The 12,152-nt window shown below is 64.0% G+C and carries 11 protein-coding genes; all 11 read right to left on the bottom strand.

Annotated features, from left to right (window positions below):
- Position 1 precedes the first annotated feature (1 nt).
- Positions 2-1,309: a DUF3137 domain-containing protein gene (locus tag BGO80_RS17205; protein ID WP_286722562.1), complete on the bottom strand. Its 1,308-nt coding sequence runs from the start codon at positions 1,307-1,309 to the stop codon at positions 2-4.
- A 34-nt stretch (positions 1,310-1,343) separates the two neighbouring features.
- Entirely contained in the window at positions 1,344-2,090 is a 747-nt protein-coding gene (locus BGO80_RS17200) for a hypothetical protein (RefSeq protein WP_286722560.1), read from the bottom strand.
- Positions 2,091-2,154: 64 nt separating this feature from the next.
- On the bottom strand, positions 2,155-2,724 hold the full coding sequence (locus BGO80_RS17195) for a hypothetical protein (RefSeq protein WP_286722558.1): 570 nt from the start codon (positions 2,722-2,724) through the stop codon (positions 2,155-2,157).
- Between the two features lie 91 nt (positions 2,725-2,815).
- On the bottom strand, positions 2,816-3,127 hold the full coding sequence (locus tag BGO80_RS17190; protein WP_286722557.1) for a hypothetical protein: 312 nt from the start codon (positions 3,125-3,127) through the stop codon (positions 2,816-2,818).
- 46 nt (positions 3,128-3,173) lie between these two features.
- Entirely contained in the window at positions 3,174-3,536 is a 363-nt protein-coding gene (locus tag BGO80_RS17185) for a DUF4189 domain-containing protein (protein WP_286722555.1), read from the bottom strand.
- 97 nt (positions 3,537-3,633) lie between these two features.
- The gene (locus BGO80_RS17180; RefSeq protein WP_286722553.1) at positions 3,634-4,452 is read right to left on the bottom strand and encodes an HpcH/HpaI aldolase/citrate lyase family protein; all 819 of its coding nucleotides are present in this window, start codon (positions 4,450-4,452) and stop codon (positions 3,634-3,636) included.
- Positions 4,452-5,654 (bottom strand): CaiB/BaiF CoA transferase family protein, encoded by a 1,203-nt coding sequence (locus BGO80_RS17175; RefSeq protein WP_286722551.1) that lies wholly within the window; start codon positions 5,652-5,654, stop codon positions 4,452-4,454. The genes BGO80_RS17180 and BGO80_RS17175 overlap by 1 nt, the downstream gene beginning before the upstream one ends.
- A gap of 133 nt (positions 5,655-5,787) precedes the next feature.
- Positions 5,788-6,846, bottom strand: a complete 1,059-nt coding sequence (locus BGO80_RS17170) for an ABC transporter ATP-binding protein (RefSeq protein ID WP_286722549.1) — start codon at positions 6,844-6,846, stop codon at positions 5,788-5,790.
- 93 nt (positions 6,847-6,939) lie between these two features.
- Positions 6,940-9,036, bottom strand: a complete 2,097-nt coding sequence (locus BGO80_RS17165; protein WP_286722547.1) for an ADP-ribosylglycohydrolase family protein — start codon at positions 9,034-9,036, stop codon at positions 6,940-6,942.
- Between the two features lie 75 nt (positions 9,037-9,111).
- Positions 9,112-10,281 carry an ADP-ribosylglycohydrolase family protein gene (locus BGO80_RS17160; protein ID WP_286722545.1) on the bottom strand — a complete coding sequence of 390 codons (1,170 nt, stop codon included), beginning with the start codon at positions 10,279-10,281 and terminating at the stop codon, positions 9,112-9,114.
- Positions 10,282-10,618: 337 nt separating this feature from the next.
- Positions 10,619-12,052, bottom strand: a complete 1,434-nt coding sequence (locus BGO80_RS17155; RefSeq protein WP_286722544.1) for an extracellular solute-binding protein — start codon at positions 12,050-12,052, stop codon at positions 10,619-10,621.
- Positions 12,053-12,152: the final 100 nt, after the last annotated feature.

Here is a 12,152-nt window from a genome sequence, read left to right as displayed (position 1 = left end):
GTCAGGGCAGATCGGTGGGGGAGAAGCCGGTGGCAGGGGTAGCCAGTGTGTCTGCCACCTCGACCAGCGTGTCCAGAATCGCGAACAGTTGCGCCAGGTCGCGGTCGATGACCTGGACATGGGTGGCCATGTCGGCGGTTCTGACGCTGGCGGGCTCGAACAGGTCGCGCTCGTTATAGGTGACGAGAAACAGCTGCAGCTTGTTGCCCTGCGCCAACAGCGTCGGCGGCATGAAGTCGTGCCCATCGGCCGCCTCGACCAGGCGTCGCATCACCGCCGGCGTCAGCAGCGCCCGTCCGCCGATCTGGTCGGTCGCATAGACGTGGTAGACCGAGGCAAACACCACGTCTTCCAGCTCCAGCCGCTCATAGGACGAACCGGGCGCAGCAAAATAGTCACGGTTGCGCTTGGCGTCGATAACGGCGGTGGTCGCAGGCACGGACCGCCCAAGGTCGAGCGTGATCGCCAGCACCCGGTGCTGGGTCTTGCGCGGGCCGCGCCGATCCTCTTCACTCCTGGGGACCAGCAGGATTGCATCAGCAATCTCGACCCCATGACCGGCATGCATGCCGCTGAACACGTCGTCGAACAATACTTCGCCATGGCGGGCCACCACACCCATCTCTGCGGCGGGGGTGAAGCGGGTCAGGGCTTCTGATCGACGTTGCAACGTGCCGTGGCGCTGCAGCAAGATCGGCAGCACCTGGCTTTTGAAAACCTCGCGGAACTGCTGCTCGAACGGCCGGGAAATGAGAAAAAATCCGAGCAAAACCGGCAATCCCGTCACCAGAGCAACGGCCAGCGGATTGAAGCCGGAGCTGCTGCTGACCACCCAGACGGCAAGCGCGCCGGCAATCAGGCAGACAATTGGCATGCCCTGGAGCAGGGCCGCCTTCTGCTGCGCAGCGAGTTTGTCGCGGACTGTTTTCAGCTCGGCCAGCACCGGCGCAAGGCTGGGGTCGTCGGGCAAATCGCCGACCATTGCGGCAGCCGGTTGCGGCGGTGCCGGGGTCATCCCCTGTTGAATGGTGCGGATCACCATGTAGACGATGGCACCGGCAGCGACCACGGGCAAGGCCACCCAGGCCAGCAGGCCCAGCGCCAGCAGCGGCACACCGAGAATCCAGAGATAATTGTTCCAGCCGAAGCCGATCAGCGCAAAGCCCACCAGCGGCGAAAACAGAAACACCAATACGGCGATCTGGATGCGCGTCTGTATCGAGCTCAGCTGCAGCCGCTTGGCCACTGCGCTCTTGGAGGCCCAGCTCTCGGCCCATCCGGGCTTGGTCGGGTTGGGGGCGGCGCTCATCTCGGCACCCGCCCTCTGCGTGCTCCGGGCAGGGTCAATAGCAAGACTGGCCCTTTCTGTCATAGATGCACACCGTGCCATCGCCACTGCTGGTTAGCCCGGCGATGACCGATGGATTGCCATTGGTGTCGGCCAGCGTCAGCTTGCCGCCGGAATTGGCCGCATTGGGTTCGAGCTTGGCCACTTCCGAGCCGCCCAGGCTGATGCCGACGGCCGCGGCCGCATTCGCCAGGGAAACAAGGAAGCCCGTCATCTTGCCGGCGCTGTCGTTGACATAGACGGCCCCTGCCCCGCCATTGCTGCGGTTCGAGCCGATCTGCACCGCCATGGCGCCGCTTGGGCTGGCAATGCGCAAGGCGGCATTGGTTGAGGCCTTGCTGCCGATGTCGACCACCCGCGCGCCCTGCGCCTCCATCACGAAACTCTGTTCGCTGGTGTCGGTGATCATGCGCGTGACGCGATTGCCATGCACTGCGTTCACCGACACCTCATTGGGGGTCGCGAACAGGTTGATCACATTGTTGCCCGACGAGGAGAGGTTGAGGATGGTTCCATCCGCCGTCGTCTCCAGCCGGGCCCCGGTATTGCCCGGCCCGAACAGGGTGAGCATGACACCGGCATTGGACTCCTCGATCTTGAGGATGGGACTGCCAGAGGCGCCAATCACCTGAAAGGGAGCATGCACGCTATTGCCCTGGTTCTGCGCCTGCACCATCAGCGGCGCGAAGAGCAGCGACATGGTTATCGTGCCGGCGAGGCACCCGAAAAAGAAGCGGGACATGAACATCTCCTTGCCTGGCACGGGCACGCCCGCTCCAGTTGAGCAGGCGGCCGGTGCAGAGCGATCATTTCATCAGGTTGCAGAAGATCGAGAAGGACGAGACCTTGTCGTTCAGCCCCCATCTGTCGAGATTGATCATCCCCATGCCGCCCCAGAAGATCGCTTCGCCGCCGCGACGATCGCGATCGGGATAGACCGCCACCGAGCAATGGACCTTGTCGCTGTCATCGCAGGTGAGCGAGGAGATGCGGTCGTTCCACCAGTCGCCGGTATAGGTCACCACCTCGGCATAGGAGGTCTGGTCCGAATATTTGGCCGCCACCCAGCCCACTGCCTTGTGCCAGCGTTCGCCGCCGCCGTTCTTGTGCTCGTAGAAGGTGCAGCCCTTGCCGATGATTTGGACCGGCAGCGGACCCGGCAATGCCTTGATGATGGTCGGGTCGATCTTGATGGCGCCGTTCATTTGCAGGTCGAGCGCCTGCGCCTGCGCCCCGGCGAGCGCCAAAAGACCCAGTGCAGCACAGAGGCGCCTGATCCTGGCGGCGAAGCGCCCGGACCGTGCCGAAGCTCCGGGCATGCTCGAGGCTGCGATTGCGGTGATCGGTCGGCTTGGGTGAGCGTATGGTGTCGTCATCTTGGATACTCCTCAAGCCCCCCGGCCGGAGAAGACTGTCACAACGGGGCGGCGCCGAAATCATCCAAATGAATGAGCGTCGCCCTGCCTCTCAGCACAGCAGCTGTCGATAGGCGCGCACGGCCGGCTCGATGAACGATGCCGCGGACCCCGTCAGCGGCTCGGTCTCGGTCTGGCTGAATTCGCCTGAGGCGCAGTCGAGGTCGATGGCAGCGGTGCCCACTTCCTTGCCTTCCACCACGAGGTCGAAGCGCTGATGATCCCCGCTCTCCTCGACATTGTAGGCGACCAGCTCATAAAAATAGGGCGTGTCGATATAGACCCGCAGCAGCGGCAGGCCATCACCTTGGGCAAAGGCTGGCGAGGCAAGCAGCAGAGCCAGCACTGGCAGGGCAGCTTTCATGGTGGCAAATCTCCTTGTGCGGTTCATGGCGACAACAATCCTGCCCTCATATGCAGATGCTGTGAACCTTCCTTGGCTGCAGCGTGTTGGGAAACTGCCGTTTCGCTACGTTCTCGGCGCCGGCGAGGCTTTCGCTGCTGCCGCCGCGGAAATAATGCCGGCCATTGGCGACTGCGGCATAGAGGGCGACGCAGCGGGCGAACTTAGACAGCGCCTCATAGCAACCGGTTCGGCGGCAGCCATTGCGCGCATCATTATAGGCCGCCTGCTGGGAGGGCCTGCCCACCGCGAAGCCCCAGGCGCCGGTCTGGCTGTTGACCGAATAGGACGCCCACAGATCGGCAGACTGTGCCTGTGCCGGCAGCGGGCACAGCAATAAAAGGGCAATTGCAGCGGGTGCGAGCTTCATCGTGTGGTCCTCCGAACCATTGCGACGGGCTCGATCTAAAACCGGGCGCTGCCGCCTGGCTTCCTTCAAATGAATGAAGCGAGATGGATAAGCGGCTTCAGCCCCGCGCCAGAATGGCCCGGGCGCGAGCGATGACCGGCGCATCGACCATGCGGCCGTCGATCTGGAAGGCGCCCTGCCCCTTGGCGGCTTCAAGCACTACCCGTTCGGCCCAGTCGCGTTGCGCAGAGCTGGGCGCGAAATGCTCGTTGAGCACCGGCACCAGCGCCGGATGGACGCAGGTGGCGCCGTCAAAGCCATGGGCCCGGGCTTCGCGCGCCGCTGCGGCCACCCCGTCAGTGTCCGAATAGTCGGCGGTGGAGCGAAGCATGCCGATGGAGAGCAGGCCGCGTTCCTTGGCAGCGTAATGCACCAGCAATTTTGGCAATCGCAGCACTTCGGGCGTCGGTTCCGCACCGAGCGACAGCGCCAGGTCCTCACCGCCCACGCTCATGCCGACCAATCTCGGCGCGGTGGCGATGGCGCGCGCATCCTGCACGGCGCCGATATCCTCGAGCAGGGCGACGAAGCCCATGGGCTCACGCCCCCTCTCGCCTTCAACGGATTCCAGCGCGCTCGCCAGCGCTGCCAGTGCCTCGGGCCGTTGCACCTTGGGTACATAGAGCAGATCCGCTCCGGCGCGACAGGCCGCCAGTGCGTCCTCGTCCTGCCGCCCCCCGGCATTGATGCGCACCACCACCTTGCCACCGCCGCGGCGCACCGAGGCCACGGCCTCGGCCAGCCCGTTCCGCGCCGCATCCTTGTCCGCTTCTGGCACCGAATCCTCGAGGTCGAGAATGACAGCGTCGGCGCCGCGCACATGCGCCTTGGCGAGAAAGCGCTCGGAATGGGCCGGCACGTAAAGCAGCGACCGCATCAGCCATCTTCTCCCGCCAGCGTTTCCGGATCAAGGCCCGCCTCGCGCAGCACCGTATCGGTATGCTCCCCAAGCTCCGGCGCCGGCAAGCGCCACTGGCCCGGTGTCGCCGAAAGGCGCGGCACGATATTGTGCATGGGCAGGGTCCCGAACCTGTCATCGGCGGCATCGACGATGATTTCCCGCTCCTGAAAATGCGCATCGTCCATGGCATCGGCAATATTATAGACCGGGCCAACGGTGGCGCCGGCCGCGCGCATCGTGGCCAGCGCGTCGGCACTGTCGCGGGTGGCAAACCAGCCGCCGATGGCCTCATCCACCAGCGCCCGGTTTTTCACGCGATCGGAATTGGTGGCAAAGCGCGGATCATCATTCATGGCGGGGCAACCGATGATCTCGAAAATGCGCTTTGCCACCGCCGGCGTCGAGCCGGATAGGGCAAGATATTTGCCGTCGGCGCATTGGTAGACATTGCGCGGTGAGGCGGTATTGGAGGCGCTGCCGACACGCTGCTTGACCTTGCCGGTAACGGCATGGATCGCCGCCTCCGGCCCCAACACCGAAAACATGGGTTCAAGCAGGCTCAGATCGATCACCTGCCCGCGCGCCGTCCCCACCTGGCGCGCATAAAGCGCCATCATGGTCGAGGAGGCGCCATAGATGCCGGCGATCATGTCGGCCAGCGCCAGCGGCGGCAGCACCGGCTCCCGATCGGGAAAACCGGTGCGATCGGCAAAGCCGCTCATCGCCTCGACAATAGTGCCGAAGCCCGGCAGATGCGCATAGGGCCCGGTCTGGCCGAAGCCTGAAATGCGCACCACGATCAGGTCGGGATTGCGCTCCAGCAGTTTTTCCGGCGCCAACCCCATCTTTTCCAGCGTGCCGGGACGGAAATTTTCGATGAACACATCCGCCGTCTCGACCAGCGCCCACAGCGCCGCCATGGCCTGTTTCTGGCGCAGGTTCAGCATCACCGAGCGCTTGTTGCGCCCATAGGTCTTCCAGAACAGCGAGTGACCATCATCCTTCCAGTCCCGCAACGGATCGCCCTCAGGCGGCTCGATCTTGATGACATCGGCCCCAAAGTCAGCCAGCTGCAGGCTGAGCATATTCCCCGCCATCAGCCGGGAGAGATCCAGCACACGAATGCCAGTGAGCGGACCGGTCGCGGTGGGGTCGAAGGTTTTTTGGGCGAAGGTCATAGGCACCCCCACCTAACTTCCTCCTGATAGGGGGAGGGACCGATCGCGTTTGCTTCGATTGTCCAACATGAACCGGCAGATCCCTCCCCCTTCTGCCGGGGGAGGTTAGGTGGGGTCGCCCGGAAGTGAGACATCACCGCAGCCTCAGGCCCGTGGCCTTGTCGAACACAAAAATCCGGCCGGGATCAATCACCAGCTGCACCGTCTGCCCTGCACTCAGCAAAGCGTGGTCGCGGACGACGATGGAGATATCCTCCCCGCCAATCCGCGCCAGCACTTCCTGCGCATCGCCGGTAGGCTCCACCACCAGCACTTCCGCCGGCACGCCCTCGGTGCCCAGCGTGATGTGCTGTGGGCGCACGCCATAGACGATCTCGGTGACAGCGGGCACATCAAGCGCCATGCCGAGCGGCAGCGCCTGACCACCGGCAATGGCGACACTGGTGCCGCCTTCATAGCGCGCGTCGAACAGGTTCATCTCCGGCGAGCCGATGAAGCCGGCGACGAACAGGTTTGCCGGGTTGTTGTAGAGGTCGAGTGGCGCGCCGGCCTGCTCGATGCGGCCGCCATTGAGCACGACGATCTTGTCAGCCATGGTCATGGCTTCGGTCTGGTCGTGGGTCACATAGACCATGGTCTTGCCCAGCCGCTGGTGCAGCCGCTTGATCTCGCCACGCATTTTCACGCGCAGCTTGGCGTCGAGGTTGGACAGGGGCTCATCGAAAAGGAAGGCGCGCGGATTGCGAACGATAGCCCGCCCCATGGCGACGCGCTGGCGCTGGCCGCCCGAGAGTTCGCGCGGCAGCCGCTCGAGCAGGTTTTCGAGGCCGAGGATCTCAGCCGCCTCCGCCACCCGCGTCTTGATCTCGGGTTTGGGGGTCCCTGCCAGGCGGAGCGAGAAGCTCATATTGTCCGCGACCTTCATATGCGGATAGAGCGCATAAGACTGGAACACCATGGCGATGTCCCGCTCCTTGGCCGGCATGTTGTTGACGACCTTGCCGGCAATGGTGATCTGGCCGGAGGTAATGTCCTCCAGCCCTGCGATCATGCGCAACAGCGTGGACTTGCCGCAGCCCGAGGGCCCGACCAGCACGACGAATTCGCCATCGGCCATGTCGAGCGAGATGTCGTTGAGCACCTGCACATTGCCATAGCTCTTGCCGACATGCTTGAGTTCGATTTCCGCCATGCTTTTCTCCTCTGGCTTAGGCTATCCTCTTAACCTCTCCCTCTGGGGGAGAGGTCGACGCGCAGCGTCGGTTGAGGGAGCCTTGCCCTATGCTCAGCTTTCCACAATCTCGAAACGGCCCAGGCTGAGCCGTCCCACCGAGCCCAGCCTGATGCCGGCCATGCCATAGGCATAGGCGCTGTCCGTGGCGCTGATGAGCTCCTGCCCATCAACGGCAAAACTCAGCCGGTCACCCTTCACCGTGAAGGCGAACTGGTAGCTGCGCCCGGTCTCCGGCGTGAACGGCGCCCGCGCCAGCACGGTCGAGCCGAAATCCTCCTTGAGGATTACCACTTCGTCACCTTCGAAGCCGGCGGCATAGAAGCGGCCGGTGCCCTGCACGCGGGCCGTGACCAGTTGCGAAGCGCCGGAGAGACGCTGCACATCGGCCGAGACCACCACGTCGCGGGCATAGTAATGCCCGGTCCACATATCGGCATCGGTGGCAGTGTGCCCCTGGATACGGCCAAAGCTCTTGGTCCAGTGGCCGCGATTGAAGGTGAAGCGGGTAATGGCGCCCCATTCCTGTACCTCGGTCTCCGGCTCGATGACCGTATGCCCCGGGCCTTCGACCTTGAAATCGGCCAGGAACAGCCGGCCGAGGAATTTCAGCCGCCCGAAATATTCGATGGAGATGCCGATCTCGTCCACGGCTTCGACGCCCTCGGGCACCACGAAACTATAGTCCTGCCAGCCGTCCGAAGACGGTACGTCCCAGGCACTAGTTTCCTCGATCGTGCCGCTCATGGTGCGGCGCACATAGGTGGCGAGGCGCAGATTGCCGTCACCATTCCAGGGGTCGAGCCAGAGCTTGAACGATACTTTCTGCCCGGCATCGACCACCGGGGTGAACATCGGACGGTAGCGCTCGTCGTCGAAATCGCTGCGGCGATAAAAGGGCTTCCAGAACACGCGCCCACCCTGCCCGCGCTCAAGCCGGTCGAGCTGGATTTCGAGCGAACCGCGCGACCCCTCGACATGGCGCTCGTCGGAATGCTTCAGCGTGATCTGGTTGAAGCCCTCCGTGCGGAAGCCATGGGTCGAGCCCGGCAGGTCGAAGTCGAAGCGCAGGCCGCGGCGGGTGAAATCCTCGAGCCACAGCTTTGGCACTTCACGACCGGCCAGTTGCAGCGCCAGCACCGTCAGTTCACGTGCAAAGCTCGGGATATCGACGATATTGATCGAGCCAACAATCCCCGATGCGACCAGGAAATCATTGATCGGCTTGCGATACTTGCCCCAACCCTCGTCTAGCCCCTGGAAGGTGGCGACGATGGCGGCGGCATTGCCGGCATTACAGTCGGTATCCCAGCCGGCCATTGTGGCGATCTCGGCCGTCCGCGGCAGATCGCCCTCGCCATAAAGGATCGCCATGATGGTCACCCCGGCATTGGGGATGATGTGGCAGACGCCCGGATAGCGGTCATAGCCCCAATCGGCGGTCAGCATGTCGCGGCAGGCGCGCCAGTCGGTGGGATTGGCGTTGTGGAAGTCGATCACCGCGCGACACACCTTGGCATAGGTCGACTTGGCATCGACCGTCGCCAGCGCCGTTTCGACGATCTCGTCGATGCTCTTGGCCTCGAACGCCGCCGCAATCGCCGCTGCGCAGAACCGCGCGCCGTTGAGCCCATCGCCGTCATGCGCCACGCTGGCGGCCATGGCCGACATGTCGGCGGCGCGCTGCGGATTGCCCGGGTTTACCCAGCCCCAGCTATCGATGAAAATCTGCCCGCCGATCTGCTCGGCGACGGTGGTGCCGTTCTGGGCAATCGAGCCGGATTGGGGCGCGGGAATGCCGGCGCGCAAATTGCGATAGGCAGTGTGCTCGGTGGAAACACCGAACCCGCCCCACCAATACATGCCGTGCTCTTCGGCAGCATAGTTGAGCCAGGTCTTGCCGACATCCTCGGCTGTGGCGCCCAGCCCGTAATCGCGCAGCGCGCGGATGAAATAGACGGGCCCATTGGTGTCGTCGTCAGCCGCGAAGTTCTTGAAATCGCGCAGATATTGGGTGACCTCGCCATAGGTCTTGCGGATGCGGTCATAGCTCCAGATGGTGGGCTCGACCGGGGCGCCGAGGCGCACGCCGATGGCCTTGCCAATGAAGCCGGCATAGATCTTTTCGAGGATTTGGGTTTCGGACAGCATGTTCGTCTTTCGCAAATTCGTCTTCAGGTGACCGCGCCTGTCACGGCGCCGGCCGGGCATTCGGCGCTCTCGTTCTCAGATCAAACCCAGTTCCGCTCTCGCCACCGAGCGCGCCTCCATCAGGTCCCGATCCGCCGCGAATAGTTCGCGCACGGTATGCGTAAAGCCATCCGCCGATGCCGTGAGATCGAGCCGGTTGGCGCTATCGATCTGGCGCGCATCCTCGGCATCGATCACCGCCTCGCCATGCATGGCGCCCAGAATGGCCCCGGCCATGACGCCGATGGAGTCGGTGTCGCGGCCCGAATTGATCCCATCCACGATCGAGGCGCGGAAATCCCCCTCGTTGAGCAGACAGAAGCCCAGCGCCAGCGGCAGCTCCTCGATGGCCATCAGCCGGCTCGGCCGATAGGCATCGGTCAGCCGCCCGACCTTTTCCGGCATGTGGTTGACGTCATCACCCATCACCGAATAGCGCCCGATCGCCTGGTGAAAGGCGGCATAGACCGCCTGATGCTCATGCCGCCGCGGCCGCATGGCGCGGGCCACCTCGGCAATATCTGCAATGGCCGCCCGCGTGCCATCCTTGGCCAGTCGCAGCACCGTGTCCACAATACGGTCGATCGTGGTCCCGGGCACGAAGGCGGCGGCGACGGCAGCGGCCATCACCCCGGCGGCTTCCAGCCCATAGCTTTCCTGATGTCCCGACGCGAAGGCGATGGCTTCGTCATAGGCGGCCTTGGGGTCGGCGGCATTCACAGCGCCCACCGGCGCGATATACATAGCGGCCCCGCAGTTCACCATATTGCCGATACCGCCCTGACGGGGATCGCAATTGGCGAGTTGGTGGCGCTGGAAAATCCACTTCTCGGGATAGAACAGCCGGTCGATCAGCATGGCCTCGCGGCCCAGCTCCGGCACCCAGCGCGGCTTCCAGGCAATCTGGCGGACCATGCCGTCGGCCATGTCCCAGGCGTCGAGATGGCGTTTGGTCTCGCCATAAATATCCATCAGCGCCAGTGTCATCAGCGTGTCGTCGGTCACCACCCCGTCGCCGCGCACCCGGTGGTTCCGCGCCGCCGGGGGAAGGTCCATCTTGTGCCAGCGGGTCATCACCGACGTCACCCGCCCATAGCGCTCGCGGATCTGGTTGGCGGAGAGCTTCTCCACCGGCGCGCCCAGCGCATCGCCCAACGCGATACCGTGCAGCATGCCGCGAATGCGGGAGTTGAGGGATGGGGTCATTGTGTTCTCGTCATTCATCGTGGCCAAGGGGACGCTTGCCCCGATCTATCAGTCGACACCTCCCCCCGTGCGGAGGCGGCTCTTATTTGGGCGGATTGAGAACCGGTCTCGGCGCTCTTTCGCCTCCCTCCCCCTTGAGGGGAGGGATTGAGGGAGGGGGTCCATCGGTTAATCGCTGGACGACCCCCACCCCGGCCCTCCCCTCAAGGGGGAGGGAGAGCAGGAGCCGAGGGCTCCATGCCTCCCGATCCACCCACCGTAAACACACCCTCGCGGGGAGGGCTTAGAGGAGGGATAAGCGCTTGGATACTGACCCCTTCCCTCCTCCGCTCATTGCTTACTCGCCCAGCACCGTCGCAGCATACTCGGCCATGCGGGCACCGCCGGCGGCGTTGTACTCGTCGACGAATTGCTGCCACTGATCGATGCTCGCTTCGCCGGTGATGAAGCGGGCCATCCAGGAGCGATAGACCTGCTCGGCCGCGTCCACCTCGGCCGCATATTCGGCCGGCCAGACAAAGGCGTTGTCAGGCTTGAAGCCGGCCTTGATGTTGTCGAGCGCGGTCTGCGCCGTGGGCGACAGCAGCGGGGTCGGCGGGACCCAGTTGGCGGCGTTGAAGAAGCGCGCATACCAGGTGGAGATGGCGTCGGTGAAGGTCACCTTGCCGTCGGCGCCGACGGTATATTGCACGTCCTTGAAGCCCAGGCGTTCGAGGTCCTGGCCTTCCTTGGAGGCCATGAAGTCGAGCACCGCAGCGGCCGCCTCCTTGTTCTCGGACAGCGAGGAAATGGCCCAGCCGCGCGATTCCTTGGACACATCCACTGCAGCCAGCCCCTGGCCGCCCGGGCCCGTCGGGGCCGGCAGCACCACCAGTTCGATGTCCTCGCCCGGATGGGCCTGACGCATCTTGCCGGCATAGATATCAATCACTTCCGGCGAGGAGCCGAAGATCACGCCGGCCTTGCCGGTGTAGAACTTGTCTTCCTTGATGTCGAAGGTGTTGGTCACGAATTCCTTGTCATAGAGGCCTTTGGCGGCAAGGCCGGCATAGAATTCGATCTTGGCCTTTTCAGCGTCGGTGACGCGGGCATTGACCCACTTGCCCTCGCCATTCTTCATCCAGGTGCCGGTGACGCCGAAGGCCTGGTTGAAGATGGAGTCGAGCTCGGCGGTATTGCCGAAACCGGTCAGGCCGAGCGTATTGCCCGTGGTGCCGTCGCCATCGAGGTCGGCGTCGTGAATCGCCTGGAACAGGGCTTCGTATTCCTCGACCGTGGTCGGGGGCTGCAGGCCCAGCTCATCCAGCCAATCCTTGCGGATCACCGGCTGGGGGGCGCGCGGCGGGTAAATGTAGAGCAGGTAGGGATAGTTGGCGAGGCGGTCGACATTGTGCGGCCAGAGCGCGGCCTTGATGTTTTCCGACTTTTCGATCCAGGGCGTCAGGTCTTCAAGAATCCCCTGGTCGGCCATCTTCTGGTCGCCGCCCTGGAAATAGATGATGTCGGGAATGTCACCCGAGAGCAGCATCACGCCCAGCGCCTCGCCATAGGCGGCCGTGCCGCTCGGCAGGTCGACGGTCTGGATATCGATGTCGAGGCCCTTGGCCTTGAGGCCGGCCTCGATCTCCTCGATCAGGCGGACATCGTCGGGATTGGTGGTCAGCAGATCCTTGCTCACCAGACGCAGCGTCGTCTGCGCCAGCACCGGCGCCACCGTCGCGCCCATCATGGCCACGGCCGTGGTGGCCAAAAGCAGTTTCCTAAGAGTCATTGGGGTATCTCCTCCGTTGTTATTCAGTCACGCCGCCGAAGCGGAATTCTTGGGTATCCGGCACCCCCACCCGACCTCCCCCTGTAGAGGGGAGGAGCGG

The organism is Devosia sp. 63-57, assembly GCF_001899045.1.
Lineage (GTDB): Bacteria > Pseudomonadota > Alphaproteobacteria > Rhizobiales > Devosiaceae > Devosia > Devosia equisanguinis.
This window is presented reverse-complemented; position numbering and strand designations above follow the sequence as displayed.

What these genes read in the sequence shown, in the direction of transcription:
- BGO80_RS17190 (WP_286722557.1), bottom strand. Translation starts at nt 3,127, where the DNA reads ATGAAAGCTGCCCTGCCAGTGCTGGCTCTGCTGCTTGCCTCGCCAGCC.
- BGO80_RS17205 (WP_286722562.1), bottom strand. Translation starts at nt 1,309, where the DNA reads ATGAGCGCCGCCCCCAACCCGACCAAGCCCGGATGGGCCGAGAGCTGG.
- BGO80_RS17195 (WP_286722558.1), bottom strand. Translation starts at nt 2,724, where the DNA reads ATGACGACACCATACGCTCACCCAAGCCGACCGATCACCGCAATCGCA.
- BGO80_RS17170 (WP_286722549.1), bottom strand. Translation starts at nt 6,846, where the DNA reads ATGGCGGAAATCGAACTCAAGCATGTCGGCAAGAGCTATGGCAATGTG.
- BGO80_RS17185 (WP_286722555.1), bottom strand. Translation starts at nt 3,536, where the DNA reads ATGAAGCTCGCACCCGCTGCAATTGCCCTTTTATTGCTGTGCCCGCTG.
- BGO80_RS17165 (WP_286722547.1), bottom strand. Translation starts at nt 9,036, where the DNA reads ATGCTGTCCGAAACCCAAATCCTCGAAAAGATCTATGCCGGCTTCATT.
- BGO80_RS17155 (WP_286722544.1), bottom strand. Translation starts at nt 12,052, where the DNA reads ATGACTCTTAGGAAACTGCTTTTGGCCACCACGGCCGTGGCCATGATG.
- BGO80_RS17175 (WP_286722551.1), bottom strand. Translation starts at nt 5,654, where the DNA reads ATGACCTTCGCCCAAAAAACCTTCGACCCCACCGCGACCGGTCCGCTC.
- BGO80_RS17160 (WP_286722545.1), bottom strand. Translation starts at nt 10,281, where the DNA reads ATGACCCCATCCCTCAACTCCCGCATTCGCGGCATGCTGCACGGTATC.
- BGO80_RS17180 (WP_286722553.1), bottom strand. Translation starts at nt 4,452, where the DNA reads ATGCGGTCGCTGCTTTACGTGCCGGCCCATTCCGAGCGCTTTCTCGCC.
- BGO80_RS17200 (WP_286722560.1), bottom strand. Translation starts at nt 2,090, where the DNA reads ATGTCCCGCTTCTTTTTCGGGTGCCTCGCCGGCACGATAACCATGTCG.